This is a genomic window from Colwellia meonggei, assembly GCF_057537295.1.
Genome location: NZ_BAAJLZ010000005.1, coordinates 122891 through 146527, shown reverse-complemented (window position 1 = coordinate 146527; position 23637 = coordinate 122891). Strand labels below are relative to the sequence as shown.

Below are 23637 nucleotides of genomic sequence, written 5' to 3'. Positions count from 1 at the left end.
AATGCGCAAGTTTTTATTATACCCCAAGAGATAGACAAATATGAGTAATAAAGTTGTGGTAATTTTTTCCGGTGGCATGGATTCATTTACTGTACTTAATCGTGCCTTAAAAGACGGTAAGGAAGTATATGCTTTAACTTTTGACTATGGTCAAAAGCATGTTAAAGAAATTGATTGTGCCAGCAAAGTTTGTCAACAACTAGGGGTTACGCATAAAGTTATTGATATTTCAGCAATTAATCAATTGTTAGCTGGTTCTTCGTTAACTGACGATATTGAGATCCCCGAAGGTCATTACGAAGCTGAAAATATGAAATCAACGGTTGTGCCAAACCGGAATATGATTTTATTGTCTTTAGCGGTTGGTTATGCAGTATCAGTAAAAGCATCACAAGTTTATTATGGTGCCCATTCGGGTGACCATGCCATTTACCCTGATTGTCGTCCAGAATTCGTTATGAAAATGAACGACGTATGTCAGATTGCTAACTACGAGGCTGTAGAGATCTTCAGCCCTTATTTAACCGTAAGTAAAACCGATATTTTAAGCGATGGATTAAAAATGGGTTTAAGCTATGAAGACACATGGACTTGTTATAATGGCCGTGAAAAAGCCTGTGGTAAATGCGGCGCGTGTCAGGAACGTTTAGAGGCCTTTACTGATAATAATGCTACAGACCCATTAGCGTACGAAGCATAATTGATATCACAATTTATAGAGAAAGTGACCTTACACGCTCTTTAACATTCATGTGACCGCGTTATACCGTACATCTTTTACATACAAGCTTCTGTGCATCCATGCTCTCGCATCCTGTACATAAAAAAGGGACGATAATACGTCCCTTTTTATTTCTGCTAGCAAAAGCTATCATAATTAAGTATCAATATTTAGCGTGTAAACAAGGTGTCGTGTAAACGCTCAACGACTTGGTTAGCATCTTCTTCTGGTACTAAAAAACATAAATTATGTTCACTGGCACCATGGCAAATCATACGAATGTTAAACTCATTTACTTTATCGAAAATACTACTGCCAACACCCTTTGTGCCATGAATTTTATTCCCGATCACCGCTATTAAACTTAAACCATGCTCTACTGACACCTCACACAATTGCTCTAATTCCTCAACAACTGCCTTTGTTAATAAGGCTTGAGTAGAACCGAGTGGATTATCAAACGTTAACGCGACACTAATTTCACTGGTAGTGATTAAATCAACACTGAGTTGATGCTTAGCTAATACTGTGAACACTTTCGCCAAAAAGCCACTGGCATGCAACATTTCAGGACTTTTTACGGTAACAAGTGTTTGTTCACGACGAAGTGCAATTGAGCGATATGTTGGATTAGAATCAACTTGGCGTTGTATTCGGGTACCACCCGCATCAGGCTCTTTGCTTGAACCGACAAAAACTGGGATATCTTGGCGCATCGCCGGAATAAGTGTTGCTGGATGCAATATTTTTGCACCGAAGGTTGCCATTTCAGCAGCTTCGCCAAAGCTAATTTCATTAATAGAACGGGCTTGTTCAGTAATACGAGGATCCGTTGTGAAAATACCGACAACGTCTGTCCAAATACTTAAATTATTTGCTTTAATTGCTTCCGCCAATAATGCGGCGCTGTAATCAGAGCCACCACGACCTAGAGTTGTGGTTTCGCCCTGTTCATTACTGCCGATAAAGCCTTGAGTAACTACAACCTTGTTAACCAATTGCGGTGCAAGCATTTCTTGTGCGGCAATTGCTAACTGCGTTAAATTAACCTGCGCTTTACCAAATAAATTATCGGTTTTCATTACCTGCCTAACATCAAAGTAACGACCATTAACACCAGTGCTTTGCAATACTTGCGCAAAAATACGCGAACTAAACTGTTCACCAAAACTGAGTATTTCATCACTGTTTTGTAAACTATAATCAATCGCCTGTTGCTGCGCACATAGCGCAAGGGCTTTTAGAAGTTCATTTATCTCAGTATCTAATTCATGTCGTTCTGCTAAGTGTTCAGTAATAGCAAATTGAATTCTACCTATATCAGCAAGTATATCGGCGCGTTCTTTTTCTGGAACATTTTCTTGGCTAAGCCTAACTAAATGGTTTGTAACACCTGCGCTTGCAGAAACAACAACTAAACGATTACCATCGTCCTTTTTAATGATTTCAGCACAACGCAGCATTGCTTGATAATCGGCAACACTAGTACCACCGAATTTTGAGACAGTAATTTCATTGATACTTGCTTGGTTTAACACGGCAGACATGCAAGTTCTCCATGACGGTGAGATTGAATGAATATAAACCCAAGACTAGCTTGAGAGTTTTTTACAGATACTGATACTGATACGACAGAAATGCCGCATTTGTTTAGTCGACGAGATTCTAACATAAAAATTCTCCCTAATAGCTTATCAAGCAGTAATTTAATTAAATAAAATGACTGAAATAAACTAATAAAATACAGGAAGAGCATGACTGAGCGTAGAGAGAATAACAGTTATTAAAAATGATTATTCACGTGATACTTTTCAGCCAGAAGCTCTCCACCCAAATCTAAAAAGCTTCTGCTTTCTAGCGGTGACAGCCCTAGGGATTCAGCCCTAGTGACCGAACGCGATATTCCACCCATACCAACGTTCTCGGCAATTGTCCCCATTAATAACTGTCAACGGATGTGGACCTCATGTTACCTACCTGGCAATTGCACCTCTTCTGGTGTGTAAAACAAAAAATTTACCGTTCAACCGCATCATATAAGTATGGATACCAATATGAGTTGAGTAAAAGTTCTAATTTACAACAACGCTATTAAAACCCATTTAATTATTAAGGTCAATAGACTTTTAGATGTCTAAAGAAGAAATTTAATAACACTAGGTATTTGACTAATTTAAAAACCTAAATGTTGCTTTTATGCAATTAATATTAAAAATGATTAACTGAAAAATTCATTAACTTGTTATCATTTATGAGGAAGTTCTTACATGGTAAAGTATTGGAAAATTTATGGATTTGTTTCTTTTAAAAAAAATAGTCGCGTGGTCATTAATGCCACTTAGTATTATTGTTATATTATTACTTATTGCGATTTTGTTTTACCGCAAAAAACCAGGTTTGAGTTTTAAAGCATTACTTTTTGCCACCCTACTCTTAATTCTAACAACTTTACCACCAGTGTCAGATTCGCTGATGGCGCCATTGGAAGATAATTACCAAGCATTTACCCGCAGCGTCGTACCTATTGACTATATAGTTGTGTTGGGTTGTGCTCATACTACCGTTCATAGTTTACCTGCTACCAGCCAGCTGAATTCATGTTCACTTGAACGTTTAGTTGAAGCCATTCGAATTTTCCGTATTCATCCTGAGGCACAAATAATTACCTCAGGTTATGCGGACAATGATGAAAGCTCAAACGCTAATAAAGTCAAACAAGCTGCTATACTGTTAGGTGTGCCGGCAAATAAAATATTAACTGAAAACTTCCCACAAGATACCGAAGAAGAGGCGGAATTAATTGCCCCGCGAGTACACAATAAAAATGTTGTTTTAGTGACAAATGCCGCACATCTGCCACGTGCAATGAGATATTTTCAAATGCATGGAGTGAATGCCATTCCTGCACCTGCAAGCCCTTGGGTGAAAGAAAGTGCCAATAAAAATTGGCAATATTATTTACCCAGCGCTCGAAAGCTACAGCAAACCACGCGAGTTTGGTACGAAACCTTAGGGCAAATTGTTCAGTGGTTTAAAAACTAAAAATATAATTAGCTATAACAACAGGTCCTTAATTGGCTACTTCAATTAAAGACCTGTTTCATAATAAATCGCTGAAAAAGTATTGAATCTTTAAGCTGGGTTATCAATATCAATAAATTTAGCTGCAACTGGCAAGTTTTCATTAAAATGTTTTGCTAACGCTTTTGCGCCATAACGCTCAGTTGCGTGATGACCAGCACAATAAAAGTGAATATCCATTTCTCGAGCAACATGAGTGGTCTGCTCAGAAACTTCACCGCTGATAAATGCGTCAATACCTTGTTCAGCAGCTAGTTCTATATAACCTTGACCACCACCACTGCACCAAGCCACCGTTTTAATTACCTTGTTTGATGGCGCAGCAATATGCATACATGTGCGTTCAAGTTGCTCACTAATGCGCTGCTGTAATGCCTCACCTGATAATTCAGTGCTAAAACCTCCGCGAACAGGAACACTTAGCTCATTACCCACTTCAAGAGGTGCTACATTGTCAATTGAAAACAATTCCGCTAGTTGCGCGTTGTTACCTAGAGTCGGATGAATATCTAACGGTAGATGGTAAGCAAAAAGGTTAATATCATTTTCAAGCAAGGCCTTTATACGTTGATGTTTCATGCCTCGAATAACATAACTTTCATTTTTCCAGAAAAAACCATGATGCACGACTAAGGCATCAGCTTTTTCAGCGATAGCTTGCTCTATTAAAGCTTGTGTTGCTGTAACCCCAGTGATCACTTTTTTAATGTTATCACTGCCTTGAATTTGCAAACCATTCGGACAAAAATCTTTAATTTGATTTGGTTTTAATAAATTATTGAGATAACTCTCAAATTCATGACGTTGCATGTATTTTTCACCTGTTTATAACTTGATAAGTATTAAATGTATTGTTAATAAATTTATTAAAAATACTACTTATGTTTTTGTTTTCTAGAAGAGTTCATACTTGGTACTTTAACCGGTTCAAAACGCGGCCTAAGCTGCCACTTAGCTTTAATGGGTGTTAATGGTAACACGCGTTTTTTCGCAACAATAATATAAACAGAGCCAAAGCTTGGGAAATAATGTTCGGCTAGTTTTCGCCATTGCTCACTTACTATGCCATCACTTTGTGGCTTTGAAAGCGAAGAGTGCAACACTCTGTGATCTAGCTGAATTTCATATCCCATTAAGTGCAACCAATCTTTAACACGCATTGGCGAAAACAATCGCTCATTCCAAGGTGTTTTCTTACGGCGATAGGGAATAAATTTATTTACACCAACTAAACTAAAGGGGTTAAATCCTGTGATCACTACGTAACCATTTGGTATTAATACTCTATTTGCCTCTCGTACAACATGGTGTGGGTCAAGCGAAAACTCTAAGGCATGTGCCAAAACACAAACATCAACGCTATGCTCTAACAAAGGTAGATCATCAATTTCTGCCACTATACTTGCGGCATTAACCTTATTTGTTAATGTTAACTGATGTTTAATTGGGCTTGAATCACTATTAAGTTCTCCACTTAATGCTCCAATTTTTAACAAGTGATAGCCGAAAAATTTTGGCCACCACGGCGTTAACGTTTGTTCTATATTTTTAGCGATTAATTCACCGTTTGGCAGTGCTTGCCATGACTCAGGCAAATCAGGGTGCCGAATAGCAAGTGCCGGTTTCATAGTTTAAACTTGTAAAAAAGTCAGTATAATCATACCTTCAGTATACTCAGGAGCTAGCCATGCTGCAAAGCCAAACCACATCGAATATGCAAGTTTCAATGATTAAAGCCTTTTCTGACAATTATATTTGGGCAATATCATCGGTTAGCAATAATGCATTAGCAATTGTAGACCCTGGAGACGCTGATGTTTGTATTACCTTTATCGAAGAAAATCAAAAGCAGCTTACAGCAATATTAATTACTCATCATCACCCTGATCACATTGGCGGCATTAAAAAATTAGTTCAGTATTGTCAAGATAACGGATGGCCGCTGACGATATATGGTCCGGAGAACGAAAACATTCCCCACTGTGATATAAAATTGAATGAGAACTCAACAGTTGAACTCGCCGACTTAGCTATAACATTTTCCATTATTGATTTGCCTGGCCATACAAGCGGTCATATCGCTTATTTAGTCCAAGATAATTTATTTTGTGGCGACACCTTATTTTCTGGCGGCTGCGGTCGATTATTTGAAGGTACTCCAGAGCAAATGCTATCGTCATTAGGTAAATTAGCGGCACTACCTGAAAAAACTCATATTTACTGCGCTCATGAATATACTAAAGCTAATTTAGATTTCGCACTTACTGTTGAACCGTGTAATAGTGAATTAGTTTATTACTATAATCAGGTACTCAATAAACGCGCACAAGATATTGCAACCATTCCTAGTTCAATTCTTCAAGAAAAAAAGATCAACCCGTTTCTACGCTGTCATCGTGAGAGCTTAATGGCTAGTGCTAGTGAGTTTAGTGGCGAGACAATTAACGATGCACTTTCGGCTTTTACCGTTATCAGAGCGTGGAAAGACAATTTCTAGTAGAATTTTCGGATGCAAATCTTGAATATAACGGTTAAATAAGTGACACTGACCGCAAGTAAATCTAAATAGACCTTTCATGAAGTATATATCGTTATCAGCTGCAGTCACCCTTATCTTATCTGGCTGCCAATTACCTTTAAGTCAATCGACATCAGAAAACCCAGAAACAAACCAAACAGCGCAGTTTCCTAGCAACATTGCCTCAGTTAATGATATTAACCAAGCACTGTTAGTAGATGAGGCCATTGATGTTATTCACCCAGTTGCCGATGTAAGTGTTGATTTAGGAAACGATAAACCAGAAAACTATTTAGCTGATGATGTCTGGCAAAGAATTCGAAGCCAGTTAAATTTTAACGTGCCAGAAAATCGCCGTATAAAAAGCCAACGTGATTGGTTTGTTAAACATCCAGCCTATTTAACTCGTGTCGCCAAACGTGCTGAGCCATTCTTGTTCTATATTGTTAAAGAACTGGAAGCGAACAATATGCCACTAGAAATTGCTTTATTGCCTATTGTTGAAAGTGCCTTTGATCCTTTCGCTTATTCTCACGGTAGAGCGTCAGGTATGTGGCAATTTGTGCCTGGCACTGGCAAACGTTTTGGTATGAAACAAAATTGGTGGTACGACGGTAGACGTGACGTTGTTGCCTCAACTCAAGGAGCAATTAAATATTTAAAGTATTTAAATAAGTTTTTTGATGGTGATTGGATGCTTGCCCTCGCCGCCTATAACTCAGGTGAAGGCCGAGTGCGACGTGCGGTTAACAATAATAAAAAGAAAAATAAGCCAACTGATTTTTGGTCACTTGATTTACCAAAAGAAACACGTGCTTATGTCCCTAAATTATTAGCTCTCGCAGATATCGTAAAACGTAGTGATGAATTAAAAGTTAAGTTACACAAAATAGATAATGAAGCGGTACTTAGCCAAGTTGATATTGGCTCACAACTTGATTTAGCCAAAGCTGCCGAACTTTCTGACCTGTCCCTATCACAGTTACAACGCTTAAATCCCGGCTTTAACCGCTGGGCAACGGATCCTGATGGACCACATTATTTATTATTACCAAACCATAAAGTGGCAGCATTTAACGAAAAACTAGCTAAGCTCTCGAACAACGATCGTTTAGCTTGGCAACGCTATAAAATTAAAAATGGTGATAGTTTAGGTAAAATAGCGAAAAAATTTAATACTGAAATTGCCTTAATAAAACAAATTAACAAAGTTAAAGGCACGCAAATAAGAGCGGGAAAATTTCTACTTATTCCTGTCGCTACCGCGTCATTAGACAGTTATATTTTATCTCAAGATCAGCGCCTAGCTAAAACACAAAATCGTCAATTGGCTGGTGAAAAACGTGTTCATATAGTCAAATCTGGCGATACCCTTTGGGATTTGAGTCGTAGTTATAATGTTTCAACCCGCAGTATTGCCAAGTGGAATGGTATGGCGCCAAGAGACACTATTAAACCAGGACAAAAGCTGGTTATTTGGCAGAAAAAATCAATTAAAAGCTTAGCTAATAGCCAATCTACACCTAATGAACAAGCAATAATGAGGAATATTAACTACCGTGTTCGTAAAGGTGACTCTTTTGCACGAATAGCTGATAAGTTTAATGTCACAATTCGAGATATTGAGCGTTGGAATAGCTTAAGTCGTAATAAATACCTGCAACCAGGGCAAATGTTAAAGCTCTCAGTTGATGTTACCAATAATATTTAACGATTAAATCTTTCATTTATCTAATAAAAAAGCGCTAATTAAATTAGCGCTTTTTTTATTAGTACCGACGGGTTATTTAACCGACTATAGCTTAGCAACCCCTTGCGTAATAATGTTTTTAGTTTGATTAACAATGTCCATTAATTCTTGCTGATCAAAAGATTTAATTCTCGGTGTGTGAATATGCCCTACTGGTAACAACGGATTATATTTATCTCGTAAAAAGATACTACGATAGGAAATCTCATTTGAAAGATAACCTCCACCCGAACCACTTACTGATGTTTGCTTAACAATACTTGCTAGCGACTGAGCAGCAAAAGTTTTCGGCTTTGATACTGTACTTACATTGCGATTATCGTTTACTTTATATTTACCAGCACCTTTTTGCATTGCCGTAACTGGTAAACTAAATTCAACAAATTCAGCACCGTCCAGTTCTCTTTCTTTTAATAATGGTAACAAAGGGTTTTGTTTTGATGCACCAGTATAGGCATTTAAGTTATCAGGGGCCTTGGCACTTCGTCGCAGTGCAGGGTATCGTTCTAAATCAAAGTTTTCTCTTCCCATGCTAACGGTAATGACCATATCGACATCTTTACCTGCTATATAAGGCGTTAAAAGCTCTTCTATCATACCTTGATCAAAATCAGCAAAGCGCACAGGAACAATTAACACTTCTACCTCTGCTGTTTTTCCGTCGATACTTAACACCAAATCATCTAGTGATAATGCTGCAACACCCGATGGGTTACTTTGTTCAATATGACGATCTAGAAAAAACGGATCAAATCCAGTTATTAGAATTTTCTTTTGAGTATTTTTATCAAACTTTATATCGGATTGACCACGCGATAACAATTCGAATGTAGTTAGCAACTTTTGCTGCTGATTAGCAAAAAGTTTACCGAAGCCAGGTGATGTACGCAACGCTTTGGTCATTTGCAAACGCGCCCAATACAAGGGCCTATCATCAAAATCTGTTAATTTACGATAAGAATTTTTTGCATCTAACCATAAAGCGGGCGCATGGCGTAAAATCAATTGCGTTAGCACAGTATAATTATTATCTTGATTAACTTGCTGTGTAAACTCATTCACCCGTGCTGACAAACGATCAGCGACATTAGGCATAGCTGCTATTGCTTTTGATATTCGAGACTCTTCTACTGTAACCGCAGTCATTGCATTATCAGCGGTATATCCGTAATTACTCAAACCAAGTGAAGTTGCTAGAATTAGCGCATTGAGCTTATTTTCTTTAATTATTTTTAACATAAATGTTCTTTTAATTGTTATAACGTTATTGAGCCGTTTAAAACTTTAAGATTCATAATCTATCGCCATAGTAATGTATGCAAAATATTAAAACCAGTAGTGAATAACGCAAAGTCATAATTTCCCTTCTACCACAAAAAGCTCACTTCACTTAGCATGGCATTCATCTCTTTATAACCGTTTTGTAAAATTAGAGTAAAAATACTATTGATTTTTTATTAAATGCTGTCAAAGTGTCTAGGCATTGTTTTTTAATCTTTCTGTTTAAGAGACTAATATAAATTTTAAAAAACAAACGCAATGATACTAAGTTTTTATTTATTATCATTCTCACAATTTGTCATTTTTAAATATAAAGGGGTAGCACTTCAATGTGTTCGATTTTTTGTATATTAGATATTAAAGCAGGTGCAGATGCACTGCGTCCAAAAGCATTAGAGTTTTCTCGTTTACTTCGTCATCGTGGTCCTGATTGGTCAGGTATTTTTAATAACGATAACGCAATTTTAGTTCATGAACGTTTAGCAATAGTTGATACTGAGCATGGTGCTCAACCACTATATAACAGTGATAAATCACTTGTGCTTGCCGTTAATGGTGAAATCTATAATCATAAAGCTTTAGCAAGTCAGCATACTCCTGATTATAGTTTTCAAACCGCATCAGATTGCGAAGTGATTATTCCTATGTATGAAAAATACGGCAGCGACTTTGTTGATAAACTTCAAGGTATGTTTGCGTTTTGCTTATACAATGTTGAGGATAACAGCTACCTAGTTGCTCGTGATCATATGGGTATTATCCCTCTGTACACTGGTTATGATGTTGATGGAAACTTTTATGTTGCCTCGGAAATGAAAGCATTAATGCCAATTTGTAAAACCGTTGAGGAATTCCCTCCTGGCCATGTGCTTGATAGCAGAGACGGTAAAATTAAGAAATACTACAACCGTAACTGGCAGAAGTACTCAGCAATAAAAGATAACAACACCAGTAAAGAAAAGCTGCGTGAAGCGTTAGAAGATTCTGTGAAAAGCCATTTAATGACAGATGTTCCGTACGGCGTGTTACTTTCTGGTGGCCTAGATTCTTCTTTAATCTCCGCTATTACACAAAAATACGCCTCTAGGCGCATAGAAGAAAATGACTTATCTGAAGCTTGGTGGCCTAAAGTACATTCTTTTGCTTGTGGTTTAGCAGGCTCACCTGATTTACTTGCCGCACAAACCGTTGCTGACAGTATAGGAACCATTCATCACAGTGTTGTTTTTACTGAGCAAGAAGGCATTGATGCATTACGTGAAGTTATTTATCACTTAGAGACTTACGATGTAACGACAATTCGTGCGTCTACACCTATGTATTTGATGGCGCGAAAGATTAAAGCCATGGGTATAAAAATGGTACTTTCTGGTGAAGGGGCCGACGAAATTTTTGGTGGTTATTTGTATTTTCATAAAGCCCCTAATGCGCAGGAATTTCATGAAGAGTTACTACGTAAGCTAGATCGTTTGCATAAGTTTGATTGCTTACGTGCCAATAAATCTATGTCTGCTTGGGGAATAGAGGCACGTGTGCCCTTTCTAGATAAAGGCTTTATGGATGTTGCTATGCGTATAAATCCTGAAGATAAAATGTGTGGCAATGGCAAAATGGAAAAAGCCATTTTACGTGAATCGTTTGAGGGATACTTGCCAAAAGAAATTCTTTGGCGTCAAAAAGAGCAGTTCTCAGATGGTGTCGGTTATTCATGGATAGATGGTTTAAAAAGCTATGTTGAAGCGCAAGTAACTGATCAACAACTTGAAAGTGCAAGCTTTAGATTTCCAGTTAATACACCAGATAGCAAAGAAGCCTATTTTTATCGTTGCATTTTTGAAGAAAAGTTCCCTGTTAACTCGGCAGCGGATTGCGTTATCGGTGGCAAGTCAGTGGCTTGTAGTACACAGGAAGCTCTTGCCTGGGATGAAAGTTTTCAAAATAATGCTGACCCTTCAGGTCGAGCAGTACAAAGCATCCATAATGACAGTTATTAACCATAAACTAGTCTGAATCTAGTCGTATTTATTCAAGAATAAATACGACTAAAATGATATAGATGTGAAAACCTTAATAAAACCGACTAATTTTGTCGGTTTTTTTGTACAAAATTTTCTAAATATTATACAGTTGCTAACATTGTATTTTTATCTTTTATTGTTAGTAGGACATTCTTTTGTCAAATCGTGTAGAACCTGAAATTCCAACAATTACCTTAGATCATGATCAGGTAAAATCATCACGTGGTAGTATAGAAAATAACATCGCAACTAAACAGAAAGTTGTCAGTAAAGCTGTAGAAAAACCACCTTCATCTATCACTAAATCAATATTGATATTAATACCTTATATCGCAATAGTTGGTAGTGGCTGGTATTTTTACCAACAACAAATTGCACTAACCTCTGCATTAAATAGTAGCGTTAACAGAATACAGCAACTTGAAAACCAACTTTCGGCCACTGGCGAAGAAATGGGTGAGTCAACTATAGCGTTAAAGGTTAAACTTGAAGCTATTAGTGAAAAAACCGAACTACTACTTACCGAAATGGATAAGCTTTGGGCGTCTGCTTGGCGACGAAATCAAAAAGAGATTAAAGAGCTAAACTCAAAGAGTATAAAACTCGCCTCGCAGCAAGGAAAAAATACTAGCGCGATGAATACGCAAAATTCTTCAATTAAAGAACTAAGCGACAAAATTACCGCCACAGAATTTTCAATTGACGCAGTATCAGAGCAAATTGTCGCGGCGAATACCGTAAAAGATCAAATCAGTAAGCTAAGTTCACAATTTAATGCCTTAGACACCAATGCAAAGACACGTGACAAACAACAAATGGTAACAGCAACTAGTATTAATGAGTTTGATACCTCATTACAATTACTAGTTGAACGCCTAGAGCGCATTGAAGCAAAACTTACTAGTAGTACAACAACGGCTATAAAGCCCTAGAATTTAGTTTGGCTTAGTTTAGCAAAACAAAAATAATCCCCCAATAAAAAACGGTGTTCATATTACATTAACACCGTTCTCTTATTAAAACTCAATATTTGTTACGTTGTTAAATAACCAATCTTTTACACTCTTCAATAACTTACAAAGATTTTACAATGTCTTTTACCAACTCTGGGCCTTGATAAATAAAACCAGTATAAACTTGCACTAATTTAGCGCCAGCAGCTATTTTCTCCTGTGCATCAGCACCTGAAGCAATACCACCAACACCAATAATAGGTAATTTATTATCAAGTGCTTTTGCCAACAATTGGATCACCTTGGTACTTTGTTCTTTCACTGGCGCGCCACTTAAACCGCCCTGCTCATTACCATGTTGTAGATGACTAACTTTATCTCGTGCTAAGGTGGTGTTCGTGGCAATAACACCATCAATATTATTCGCAATTAAACACTCAGCAATAGACTCAACTTCTTCCTCTGTTAAATCTGGTGCAATTTTAACGGCTACTGGCACATACTTTCCGTACTGCTCTGCTAAAGATTGTTGTTCAGCTTTTAATGCCGATAATAATTCATTTAATGCTTCACCATATTGTAAAGAGCGTAATCCAGGCGTATTTGGTGATGAAATATTTACAGTAATATAAGTAGCATAATCATAAACTTTACGCATGCAGTGAATATAATCGTCTTTTGCGTTTTCATCAGGCGTATCTTTATTTTTACCGATATTAATGCCCAATACACCGCTAAATTTTGCCTTAATAACTTGATCAACTAAATAATCAACGCCTTTGTTATTAAAGCCCATTCTGTTAATTATGGCATTTGCCTCAGGTAACCTAAAGATACGTGGTTTGTCGTTACCTGGCTGCGGACGCGGCGTTACTGTACCAATTTCAACAAAACCAAAGCCCATAGCTTCAAACGCTTTAATGCCTTCACCATTTTTATCAAGCCCAGCAGCTAAACCTACCGGATTAGGAAAAGTGATTCCCATTACTTCTACTGGCTTATTAGGTACGCTCTGCTTGTATAGTAAATTTAGTGGTGTTGCTCCGGTGGCTTTAAAGCCTTTGATCGTCATTTCATGAATAGCTTCCGGATCAAATTTGAAAAACACTTTACGAATAGCTGAGTAAAACATAATACCTCTTTAACAACATTTAAATATTTTACGCGCAGATTTCGCACTTATAGCGTGATCTGCAAATAAATTTTGGAGACAAAAAAATCCCCACTCAATGGCGGGGATCTTAACACTTATTTGACCGTGTCGCAGTGTAAACTTAGCAACATTAGCTCTCGCAATGCCACCGAGAATTTAGCGAACTCATGGGTTTTACCCATTCTGAACTCAGCAAGAATATGCTGCCAGCGCTCTAATGGTTGAGCACTTGCTTCAAACCAAGCTTCTAACATTTCGTCAACATCTGTTGAGCTCTTACTACCACTTAATATTACAGAAGTAAGTGAGCGTTGCTGCCAATCAAGCTCTTCACGGAATGAAGCCCTTGCTAATGCTTGCCAATGGTTCGAAACCGGTTGAGAAGTAATTTGATCCAAGAACCAATGTAGTTCTAACCTTGCACCTAACTTAAAGTAAAGATCGGTCACTAAATCGATTGAACGTTCATCAGACTGAGAAATTTCCGCTAAGTCCATTGCTGAGAATAATGTACTCAATAGTGAAATTCTTAATGCTAACTCTTTTGGCACACCTGCTTTAACTAAGTCATTTTCAACACGCTTTAATTGTGCTGCTTCATCATCAACCATAAAGGTAGTGATTTTGCTCGACAAGGCTGCAAACGTTGCATGATAGAACTCAATTGACTCAGCAATATTAAGTGACTTATTACGATGACGTAAGAACCAACGAGTAGCACGACGTACAGTACGACGTAACTGAAATAACATTTCGGTTTGAATTGACGTAGAGAGTTTATTGTCTAAATCACTAATTTGTGACCAAACGTCAGATAATTCAAATACCGCACTAGCCATAGAATAGCAGTTTGCGATTTCTGCTGTTGTTGCACCCGTTTCTTCTTTCATTCGGTTAACGAAATTAAAGCCCATATCGTTACCAATATTATTTGCTAATTTAGTTGCAATAATTTCGGCACGCAGCGGATGCTCTTGCATTTGCTCGCTGTACTTTTCCTGTAATTGTTTAGGGAATGCTTCAATCAGTAAACTTTGATGATATTCATTATCAGTTATTTCTGGACAAACTAGCTCTTCTTTTAAGATCATTTTGCTGTAAGCAAGTAATACCGATAACTCTGGACGAGTTAAACCTTTGCTTAATGCTAAACGTTCGGCAATTTCTTCATCACTTGGGATAAACTCTAATCCACGATCAAGTTTACCAGCGCGTTCAATTTCATGAATGAAACGTGCTTGCTCTTTTAACTGGCTACCACCACGTAATTCAGTAATAGATAATGAGTGTGTTTGACGGTAACAATCTTCAATAACAATATCACCAACTTCATCAGTCATATCATAAAGAATTTTATTACGTTGCTTAACCGTCAAATCACCACTTTGTACTAAACCATTTAGTAAGATTTTAATGTTAACTTCGTTATCTGAACAATCAACACCACCAGCATTATCAACCGCGTCAGTATTAATTCGGCCACCTTTAGCACCAAATTCGATACGGCCTAACTGAGTTAAACCTAAGTTACCACCTTCACCAACAATTTTCGCATTTAGCTCTGAGCCATTAATACGTAAGGCGTCGTTAGCTCTGTCACCTACTTCTAAATGACTTTCTTTGCTGCCTTTAACGTAAGTACCAATACCACCGTTCCACAGTAAATCTACCTGCATCTTCAAAATTGCCTGCATCAAATCTGTCGGTGACATACTTTGCTTTTGCGTACCGATCATTTTCTTAATTTGCGGCGTTAACTTGATTGATTTCGCATGGCGGCTAAATATCGCTCCGCCTTCAGAAATAAGTTCTTTATTATAGTCTTCCCAAGTACAACCAGGTAAGTTAAATAAACGCTCACGCTCAACATAAGAACTAGCAGCATCTGGATTCGGGTCAATAAAGATATGCATATGGTTAAATGCAGCTTGTAAACGGATATGTTTAGATAACAACATACCGTTACCAAATACATCCCCTGCCATGTCACCAATAGCAATACAGGTAAAATCTGTAGTCTGACAGTCAATATCCATTTCACGGAAATGACGTTTAACCGACTCCCAAGCACCTTTTGCTGTGATGCCCATCGCTTTATGGTCGTATCCAACACTACCACCTGATGCGAATGCATCACCCATCCAGAAGTTATATTCTTCAGAGATAGCATTAGCTACGTCAGAAAATGTTGCAGTACCTTTATCGGCGGCAACAACTAAATAAGCATCGTCTTCATCATGGCGAACAACATTTGCTGGTGGAACAATTTCACCGGCAACAATATTATCGGTAATATCTAACAAGCCACGAATGAAGGTGCGGTAACATTCTTTACCGGCTTCAAAAATAGCATTTCTATCACCACTTGGCAGCTGTTTACAAACAAAACCACCTTTTGCACCAACAGGTACAATAACCGTGTTCTTAACTTGCTGCGCTTTAACTAAGCCAAGTACTTCGGTTCTAAAATCTTCTCGACGATCAGACCAACGTAAACCACCGCGAGCAACTTTACCACCACGTAAATGCACCCCTTCAACCTGAGGAGAATAAACAAAAATTTCAAATGCAGGTACCGGAAGTGGTACGTCAGAAATTTGTGAAGGTAAGATTTTAAAAGAGATATATGATTTTTCGCCAGTAACTTCGTGAGGTTGGAAATAGTTTGTACGAATTGTGGCATTAATCATTTCAACAAAACGACGAATAATACGGTCGTCATCAAGGTTAGCAACGTTATCTAACGATGATTCAATATTCGCTAATACTTTATCGATTGCTTTTTGATTAAGCTTCTTCGCTGGCGAGAAACGTAAGTTAAATAAACTAATTAATAACTCAGCAATGCTTGGGTAACGTGCAAACGTATCTTCAATATAACTTTGACTAAATGTACCGCCTATTTGACGCTCATATTTTGCATAAGCACGTAAAATTGAAACTTCACGACCACCAAGCTCAGCACCTAAAATCAAGCGGTTAAACCCGTCATCTTCAAGTTGTCCTGACCACACTTTCGCAAATGCGTCTTGGAATAAACTCTGTACAACTTCTAAGTTAAATTTACCTTTGCCAGTAAGTAACATTGAGAAGTCTAAAATCCAACATACTTCACCGCTTTCGGTTCTTACCGCATATGGGCTTTCACCAATAACACGTAAACCGAAGTTTTCCAACATAGGTAATACATCAGATAAATGTAATGGTTCGCCTGAGTGAAATAGTTTTAATTTTACAAAACGGCTATTGGCGTCTTCTTCTTGTGGTTGATAAAACAACATTTCTAACTTGTTGTCAGCAGATAAAGATTCTAGTTTTTCAATATCAACAATGGCAGTACCAGGAAGTACTTCGTCTTTATAAGCTTGTGGGAAGCTTGCGTATTTACGGCTTAACGCTTTCCCTTGTGCTTCACCTTTGTGTGAGTTTAAGGCTGCAGCTAAATTATCATCCCAGCTACGTGCGGCATGATTAAGATTCTTTTCAATTTCTTTCACATTAATATCTGCTTTGGTCGAGTTAACTCTTACGATGTAGTGTGTTCTTGCTTGCGCAGACTCAGAGAAGAAAGTGGTAAACTCAACCTCTTCTGTGCTACCCAAGGCTTCTTGTAATAATTTTTGCGTATTAATACGTAGCGCGGTGTTATAGCGCTCACGAGGTACGTAAACCATACAAGAATAAAAACGGTCAAATGCATCACGGCGCATAAATAAGCCAGAATAATCTCGCTCTTGCATTTGGAAAATGCCCATCACATTTTGCAATAACTCTGCTGGAGAGCTTTGTAAAATTTCATCACGAGGGTAAGTTTCTAGGATGTTGATCAACGCTTTGTATGCGTGAGTACCTTTTGCGTAGCCTGAGTCATTACACACACCAGCAACTTTAGATTTGATCAATGGTAGGTCTAAGGCACTATTGGTGTAATACGCTGAGCCAAATAAACCAACAAACCTTTCTTCACCAATGACATTGCCTTTATCATCAAAGCGCTTAATGCCGATATAATCTAAGTGTGCTGGACGATGAACACGAGATTTAGCGTTAGTTTTAGTTAATATTAGTAAGTTATCACCTAAAGCAATTTCACGTGCTGATTCACTCAAGCCTGAAATTAAACGCTCTTTGGTACCATCGTACTGATTCATCAAACCTAAGCTTGACTTAACATCAGCTGATAACGCCATATCACCTTTTAAAGTTTTAACATTGTATGAACGATAGCCAAGTAAGGTAAAGTTATCAGCTAAAATCCATTCAAGAAAATCAATACTTTCTTTATGTTCAGCTTTCGAGCAAGGAAATTTACCCTTTTTAACTTCATTAATAACATCGCGTAAACGTGTTTGCATTGGCTTCCAGTCATTAACAGTCACGGCAATATCACTAACCACTGAATGCAACTCTTTAGCAATATTTTCTAGCACAGCCGCATCGTTTTGACGATCGATCTCGATAAAGAATACCGTTTCTACTGAGGTAGATTTAAATGTTTGATCCACTGCTGAAGAAAGCTGACTAATGTTTTTATTTTTATCGCGAATAATTTTAATTGGCGAATTTAACATTAAGTGCGGTGTTAGGTTTAAACGACTTAAAGCAATTCGCACAGAATCTACGAGAAAAGGCATATCTCGAACAATAATTTCAATAATGGTGTGGCTTGATTTCCAGCCATTTTTTGAAACCTGAGGATTAAACACTTTAATCACAGGTTTATCGTCTTGATGATCGTTCAATGCATTCCAAAGACTTAAGGTTGCACCATACATATCACTGTCGTTTCTATGGTCTAAATCTAAGGTTGAAATATTGTTGTAAAGCAACTCTGCAAATTGATTAACAAGAGGAGCTGTTGCCGCTGGAACTTTTTGTTGTATTAACTGTGCTACGTTCGAAAGTATCACTGAAGGTAAACCGTCTACTAACGCCATGCCTTTTTCCTTTTTGGATAAAACGCTTGAAATAATTGCTGTATTTTTAGTCTTTTTAATTAGATTAGACTATTGAGGCGATTTTATTAATAAACTTAAGCGATTGCGAGTACTATTTTAGATATATTACTTTAAAAATTGTGCTTTTATGTAACTAGTTTGATTACAATTAAGTGTTTATTCATTAGTTATAAATAGAAAATGACCTTTCGGTCATTTTCTTGTTTATTTATGCATAAAATATTTTTTAATTTTTAGTGTCTTTTTTTCGCTCAGGCCAGAGAAATGCGGCGATAGCAGGTAGTACCAGTACAGCGGCAATCATATTCACTAAAAACATAAAAGTTAATAATATGCCCATATCAACTTGGAATTTTAAATCTGAGAAAAACCAGGTTGAAACACCAATCGCTAAAGTAACGCCAGTAATTAGAACTGCGCTTCCTCGTTCTTTTAAGGCATCAAAATAAGCACTTTGTACACTAGCGCCATTTCTCAGTTTTACGCTCATGGTCGATAAGATGTAAATACCATAATCAACCCCAATACCAACCCCTAAAGCAATTACAGGTAAAGTAGATACGGTTAGGCCAATATTTAGCTCGGTCATTAGCCATTGCGCCAATGTAGAAACAACGTATAACGGCACAACGACAGCAATGGTTGCTCGTAAGCTTCTAAAGCTTAATAAACAAAGTAAGATTACCGCACCGTAGACATATAACATCATAGGTATTTGTGCCGCTTCTACCGCTTCATTTGTTGCTGCCATAACGCCGACCGGGCCAGAAGCAAGTTTAAACGATAAATTGTCATTTTCTAACTCGCTAGCTACCAGTTTAGCGGCATCAACAACGCGATTAATGGTTTCTGCTTTATGATCTTCTAAAAACAGAATAACGGGCATTACACTACAATCACTGTTTAGCAAACCACTTGATGATGGCACTCTTGCAATAGATTGCACTAAGGTTTGCTGATTGCGAGACAAAGCACGCCATTTAGGATTACCTTCGTTATAACCTGAATTAACAATTTTAGCGATTGACGCCAAACTTACCGCAGATTGCACACCTTGAATATTTTCCATACGCCACTGGAAGCGATCAATAACGTCCATGTGATCATAATAGGTACATGCGTCAGCACTGGTTTCAATAATCACCGACATATAATCAACACTAATGGCATATTTATCGGTAATTAAAAATGTGTCTTGGTTATAGCGAGACGTTTCATGTAAAGAAGGTGCACCTGCATGAAGCTCACCTATTTTCATGTTTTGAGCTTGTTGATAACCAACAGCATATAATGCCGCAGTAATAACGAGAACTATTAAGGCATACTTGCGTGTCCCAAAAGCCGACATAAAGTGCCAAACACCATCACCCTGTTCAGAATCTACGTTTTTATGTTTACTTACTTTCTTTTCAGTTCTTGGCACATGAATATAAGAAATTAGCAAAGGTAGAAGAACTAAGTTAGTGAGAATAATCATCGCGACACCTAATGACGCGGTAATTGCTAATTCGCGAATAATACCGATATCAATAGATAATAAAGTCATAAAGCCAACGGTGTCTGACAATAAGGCGATGCCACCTGGCACTAGCAGCACTCGGAAGCTAAATTGTGCTGCTTCTTTGCTTGTTTTGCCATTATTTACCATTTTAGAGACGGAATTTATCATTTGCACGCCATGACTCACACCAATAGCAAAGACTAAAAACGGTACGAGAATTGACATAGGATCTAAACCAAAACCTATGGTTGATAACATACCTAACTGCCAAACCACAGCAATTAAAGAACAGGTAATAGGTAACACCGTTAACGCTATTGAACGACAAAACCAAAAAACCATTAAGGTGGTAATAGCTATTGCTACACCAAAGAAAGTAACTACCCCTTTAGCTCCTTGCGCTACATCACCAACCATTTTAGTAAATCCGATAATATGTACCGAAATATTACCCGTTTCGAATTCGCCGCGTATTTCATTTTCTAGTTGTTCAGCAAGAACAATACTATCAAGCTTTTCACCAGTGTTAGGGTCAATCTCCATTAACGAAGTTTTTACCATAGAACAGCTATAATCATCAGCAACAATGCTACCGACTATACCTGCTTTTTCGATATTACCTTTAACAACCGATAAACCGCGGTCATCGGGTTTAAAATCAGCAGGAATAACAGGACCACCAGCAAAGCCATCTTCAACGATTTCAACAAAGCGTGTACTTGGTGAAAACAATGACTTAACTTGAATACGGTCGACGCCTGGGATAAAGAATAGTTTGTCATGAACCCCCTTTAATGCCGTAAAAAACTCAGGGTTAAAAATGTCTCCGCTAGCATCACATACTGAAATTAAAACATTGTTTGCACCACCGAAGTTGGCTCTATGTTTTAAATAAGTTTTCATATAGCTATGGTTAAGCGGAATATGCTTAGTGAAGGCGGCATCAAGCTTAATTTGGCTAGCTTGAAATAATAGAAAAATACTCGTCAGAGCAAAAATGACCAGCACCGTTAAACGACGACGGAAAAGTGTTGCTTCAACAACATTTATAAAAGAATTCAATTTCATGAGTGCTACTTCGTTACGTTAATAGTTTTAATACCGACATCAGAGACGGCTACTATTTTATTGTTAAACCATACACCGCTAATGAGTGCTTTCCCGTCTTTTTGCGGGTGCTCAATAAATGTTACACCGTCATCTTGGCTTTCAAGTAAAACGCCATTATTGCCTAAAATAAATATGCGCTGATCGTCAGTTAGAACAATACTACTTAAAAGTGCAGTAACTTTACTGTCGCTTTCTTGCCAAGGGGTACCATTTTTCAAGCTACGAAATATATGTCCTCGCAAACCAACAACCACTAAATTGCCTTCTTGAGTGCGATTAATATCATAAAAAGAGCCAGGATATATCTCATCAAACTTTTGCCAACTAACACCAAAGTCGTTACTTTTTGCGATTAAACCAATTTCCCCTACCAGATAAAGTGTACGCCCATCAGCTACCACACGATTAAAATGCGGTAAAATGCTACTTTGCTCATCTAAATAGGCTTCTTCATCCTGAAGTTTTAATTCTGCTAAATATTCCTGATCTTCTGGATATAAAAACTCATTGTGGTATTCAATAGTCCAATGTTGCCCGCCGTCAATGGTGCGATAGAACAAACCATAGGCACCAATAGCAATACCATTATTTTCATCTGTAAAAAGCACATCTAATAGTGGCTTTTCAACTTGTGGTAAGTATTGCTGAACTTGCCAAGAACTGCCGCCGTCAGTTGAGGCTAAAATAGTGGCATCATGCCCCACTGCCCAACCATGAGTTTCATTGACAAAATATACTGCGGTGAGTGTAGACTGAACGGGAACTATTGACTGTTGCCAATTCTGGCCATCAGAAGACAAAAGAATATGTCCACGCTCTCCAACAGCGACTAATTTTGATGGTGCGACATGCGTAATGTCGAGTAAAAGTGATTGGCTCGCCAATGGCGCTTGCCTTGCATTAAGCTGCTGAGCACTAGTTGCGTTAATAAAAAGAAAACTGAGTAAAATAACGAAAAGACGCATAATTTGAAATATTAGCTCCATGGGTTTTTACTATGAGGCCTAGCCCCAGTGCGAGGTAGTGATGTTTTGGAAAAGTTATGTTTTAAAATACACATCAATACACGATAAATCTTATTCATTCTTTAGCTTAGCTAAAAATCATAGGAATGAAAATTTTAATTATTTGAATACGTTGAAACAAAAACGGCTAGCATTTGCCAGCCGTTTATTAATTACAACGATTTATCTTCGGCCCTCACGGCGTAATGCTGAAGAAGTAAAGCTAACGTCTTTCAAGTCTGCAGAAAAATCATACATTTTTGCTTCATTATCTAACCCCATCGCGATATAACGACGAGATTGTAAATCATGAAATACTTCTAACGTTGACCATTGTGTTGGTACTTCATAGTAATTGATGCCATGTGCAACACCAACACGGTATAACTCGTCACGGTTGTCATAAATATCCGTTACCGCTACTTGCCAGCTATCTTCATCGATATAAAACACACGTTTCTTATAAGTATGACGTGTATCCGACTTCAAATTAGCTTCAACAACCCAAACACGATGCTTTTCATAGCGCACTAAATCAGGGTTAATATGACCTGGTTGTAGTATTTCGTCATATTTAACATTGTCGCTATGTAAGCGATAGTCGTTATATGGAATAAGTAATTCTTGCTTACCTTTAAGTTCCCACGTGTAACGGTTTGGTGCACCGTTAAACATATCAAAATCATCAGTTGTTCTTAAGCCATCAGACGCTGTGCCTGGTGCATCATAGGCAACATTTGGCGCACGACGAACTCGACGTTGACCTGTATTATAAGTCCATGCCTGACGAGGTGTTTTAATTTGGTCCATTGTTTCATGAACTAATAAAGCCGTACCTGCTAAACGTGCTGGTTCAGTCACCTTTTGCTTAAACTTAAATAAAATATTAGTTTTTTGTAAGTCTGCCGCTTGCACACCCTTTACACCGTATGGGATCAATAACTGATCATCAAAACCCATATAGGTATAATCGCCAGAAGCTGTAGGGGCTGCTTGACCACCTTCACGTTTAATCTTCTCACCGCGATAACGTAGGATATGATTCCAAATAGCTTCTAAGCCATCTTTTGGTACTGGAAATGGCACACCTATCGCCGCTTCAATAATACCGTTACCACCTTCAACTAATTCAGCTCTTGTTGCATTATCTAGCGTCGCTTGATAAACGTGCTCAGGATAAGAGGCAGAACGTCGAGTTTTATATACACTCATTTTGTAGGTATCTGGATAAGTTTCAAATAACTTAACTTGCCCCGGCGTTAGTAGCTCTTTATATTGCGCTAAATTTTTAGCCGTAATGGTATACAGCGGCTTATCATCAGTAAATGGGTCAATATGATGATCACCAACGTTATACCCAGCAGGTGCTGATGTTATACCGCCCGTCCACTCTGGAATTGAGCCATCAGCATTCGCGCCTCGAACCGCACCAAAAGGTGTTAATTCTTTACTAAGCTTAGCAGCTTCTTGCGAAGTAATTTTTGCAGAAGCAGTTGTAGATGCTAAAGCAACAGTCACCGCTAGCGATACTAGCGTTGCCTTTTTAAATGAATTTTTTAATAAATTTTTCATGACAATAATCCTCAAAC

The 23637-nt window shown here is 37.9% G+C and carries 15 protein-coding genes and 1 riboswitch; of the genes, 6 read left to right on the top strand and 9 right to left on the bottom strand.

Annotated features, from left to right (window positions below):
• Positions 1-40: 40 nt before the first annotated feature.
• A complete protein-coding gene (gene queC, locus AC27E9_RS13490; RefSeq protein WP_487130985.1) occupies positions 41-700 on the top strand; it encodes a 7-cyano-7-deazaguanine synthase QueC in 660 nt (219 codons plus the stop codon).
• A gap of 191 nt (positions 701-891) precedes the next feature.
• On the opposite strand, the gene lysC is transcribed toward queC, so the two are convergent.
• Positions 892-2268: a lysine-sensitive aspartokinase 3 gene (gene lysC / locus AC27E9_RS13485; RefSeq protein WP_487130983.1), complete on the bottom strand. Its 1377-nt coding sequence runs from the start codon at positions 2266-2268 to the stop codon at positions 892-894.
• Between the two features lie 264 nt (positions 2269-2532).
• Positions 2533-2724: riboswitch (Lysine riboswitch) on the bottom strand.
• A 286-nt stretch (positions 2725-3010) separates the two neighbouring features.
• Between lysC and AC27E9_RS13480 the strand changes: the two genes are divergently transcribed.
• Positions 3011-3763, top strand: coding sequence for an ElyC/SanA/YdcF family protein (locus tag AC27E9_RS13480; protein WP_487130981.1), 753 nt, complete (start codon positions 3011-3013; stop codon positions 3761-3763).
• Between the two features lie 90 nt (positions 3764-3853).
• On the opposite strand, the gene AC27E9_RS13475 is transcribed toward AC27E9_RS13480, so the two are convergent.
• Together AC27E9_RS13475 and AC27E9_RS13470 are read right to left on the bottom strand one after the other, a co-directional pair.
• Positions 3854-4612, bottom strand: coding sequence for a Nif3-like dinuclear metal center hexameric protein (locus tag AC27E9_RS13475; RefSeq protein ID WP_487130979.1), 759 nt, complete (start codon positions 4610-4612; stop codon positions 3854-3856).
• 65 nt (positions 4613-4677) lie between these two features.
• The gene (locus tag AC27E9_RS13470) at positions 4678-5430 is read right to left on the bottom strand and encodes a methyltransferase domain-containing protein (protein ID WP_487130977.1); all 753 of its coding nucleotides are present in this window, start codon (positions 5428-5430) and stop codon (positions 4678-4680) included.
• Between the two features lie 59 nt (positions 5431-5489).
• On the opposite strand from AC27E9_RS13470, the gene gloB reads away from it, so the two are divergent.
• Positions 5490-6299 (top strand): hydroxyacylglutathione hydrolase, encoded by an 810-nt coding sequence (gloB, locus tag AC27E9_RS13465; protein ID WP_487130975.1) that lies wholly within the window; start codon positions 5490-5492, stop codon positions 6297-6299.
• Between the two features lie 79 nt (positions 6300-6378).
• Positions 6379-8031 (top strand): LysM peptidoglycan-binding domain-containing protein, encoded by a 1653-nt coding sequence (locus AC27E9_RS13460; RefSeq protein ID WP_487130973.1) that lies wholly within the window; start codon positions 6379-6381, stop codon positions 8029-8031.
• Between the two features lie 84 nt (positions 8032-8115).
• Here AC27E9_RS13460 and AC27E9_RS13455 read toward each other — a convergent pair whose 3' ends face one another.
• Positions 8116-9309, bottom strand: a complete 1194-nt coding sequence (locus AC27E9_RS13455) for a hypothetical protein (protein ID WP_487130971.1) — start codon at positions 9307-9309, stop codon at positions 8116-8118.
• Between the two features lie 371 nt (positions 9310-9680).
• On the opposite strand from AC27E9_RS13455, the gene asnB reads away from it, so the two are divergent.
• Both asnB and AC27E9_RS13445 read left to right on the top strand, forming a co-directional pair.
• A complete protein-coding gene (asnB, locus tag AC27E9_RS13450; protein WP_487130969.1) occupies positions 9681-11345 on the top strand; it encodes an asparagine synthase B in 1665 nt (554 codons plus the stop codon).
• Between the two features lie 179 nt (positions 11346-11524).
• A complete protein-coding gene (locus AC27E9_RS13445) occupies positions 11525-12301 on the top strand; it encodes a hypothetical protein (RefSeq protein ID WP_487130967.1) in 777 nt (258 codons plus the stop codon).
• A 142-nt stretch (positions 12302-12443) separates the two neighbouring features.
• On the opposite strand, the gene pyrD is transcribed toward AC27E9_RS13445, so the two are convergent.
• The 5 genes from pyrD to AC27E9_RS13420 form a co-directional block, all read right to left on the bottom strand.
• A complete protein-coding gene (gene pyrD, locus AC27E9_RS13440; RefSeq protein WP_487130966.1) occupies positions 12444-13454 on the bottom strand; it encodes a quinone-dependent dihydroorotate dehydrogenase in 1011 nt (336 codons plus the stop codon).
• Positions 13455-13570: 116 nt separating this feature from the next.
• Positions 13571-18412: an NAD-glutamate dehydrogenase gene (locus AC27E9_RS13435; RefSeq protein WP_487130964.1), complete on the bottom strand. Its 4842-nt coding sequence runs from the start codon at positions 18410-18412 to the stop codon at positions 13571-13573.
• Between the two features lie 247 nt (positions 18413-18659).
• On the bottom strand, positions 18660-21002 hold the full coding sequence (locus AC27E9_RS13430) for an efflux RND transporter permease subunit (protein WP_487130962.1): 2343 nt from the start codon (positions 21000-21002) through the stop codon (positions 18660-18662).
• 5 nt (positions 21003-21007) lie between these two features.
• Complete coding sequence (locus AC27E9_RS13425) at positions 21008-22030, bottom strand: WD40/YVTN/BNR-like repeat-containing protein (protein ID WP_487130960.1); 1023 nt, start codon at positions 22028-22030, stop codon at positions 21008-21010.
• A 201-nt stretch (positions 22031-22231) separates the two neighbouring features.
• Positions 22232-23620: a DUF1329 domain-containing protein gene (locus tag AC27E9_RS13420; RefSeq protein WP_487130959.1), complete on the bottom strand. Its 1389-nt coding sequence runs from the start codon at positions 23618-23620 to the stop codon at positions 22232-22234.
• Positions 23621-23637: the final 17 nt, after the last annotated feature.

What these genes read in the sequence shown, in the direction of transcription:
- queC (WP_487130985.1), top strand. Translation starts at nt 41, where the DNA reads ATGAGTAATAAAGTTGTGGTAATTTTTTCCGGTGGCATGGATTCATTT.
- lysC (WP_487130983.1), bottom strand. Translation starts at nt 2,268, where the DNA reads ATGTCTGCCGTGTTAAACCAAGCAAGTATCAATGAAATTACTGTCTCA.
- AC27E9_RS13480 (WP_487130981.1), top strand. Translation starts at nt 3,011, where the DNA reads ATGGATTTGTTTCTTTTAAAAAAAATAGTCGCGTGGTCATTAATGCCA.
- AC27E9_RS13475 (WP_487130979.1), bottom strand. Translation starts at nt 4,612, where the DNA reads ATGCAACGTCATGAATTTGAGAGTTATCTCAATAATTTATTAAAACCA.
- AC27E9_RS13470 (WP_487130977.1), bottom strand. Translation starts at nt 5,430, where the DNA reads ATGAAACCGGCACTTGCTATTCGGCACCCTGATTTGCCTGAGTCATGG.
- gloB (WP_487130975.1), top strand. Translation starts at nt 5,490, where the DNA reads ATGCTGCAAAGCCAAACCACATCGAATATGCAAGTTTCAATGATTAAA.
- AC27E9_RS13460 (WP_487130973.1), top strand. Translation starts at nt 6,379, where the DNA reads ATGAAGTATATATCGTTATCAGCTGCAGTCACCCTTATCTTATCTGGC.
- AC27E9_RS13455 (WP_487130971.1), bottom strand. Translation starts at nt 9,309, where the DNA reads ATGTTAAAAATAATTAAAGAAAATAAGCTCAATGCGCTAATTCTAGCA.
- asnB (WP_487130969.1), top strand. Translation starts at nt 9,681, where the DNA reads ATGTGTTCGATTTTTTGTATATTAGATATTAAAGCAGGTGCAGATGCA.
- pyrD (WP_487130966.1), bottom strand. Translation starts at nt 13,454, where the DNA reads ATGTTTTACTCAGCTATTCGTAAAGTGTTTTTCAAATTTGATCCGGAA.
- AC27E9_RS13435 (WP_487130964.1), bottom strand. Translation starts at nt 18,412, where the DNA reads ATGGCGTTAGTAGACGGTTTACCTTCAGTGATACTTTCGAACGTAGCA.
- AC27E9_RS13430 (WP_487130962.1), bottom strand. Translation starts at nt 21,002, where the DNA reads ATGAAATTGAATTCTTTTATAAATGTTGTTGAAGCAACACTTTTCCGT.
- AC27E9_RS13425 (WP_487130960.1), bottom strand. Translation starts at nt 22,030, where the DNA reads ATGGAGCTAATATTTCAAATTATGCGTCTTTTCGTTATTTTACTCAGT.
- AC27E9_RS13420 (WP_487130959.1), bottom strand. Translation starts at nt 23,620, where the DNA reads ATGAAAAATTTATTAAAAAATTCATTTAAAAAGGCAACGCTAGTATCG.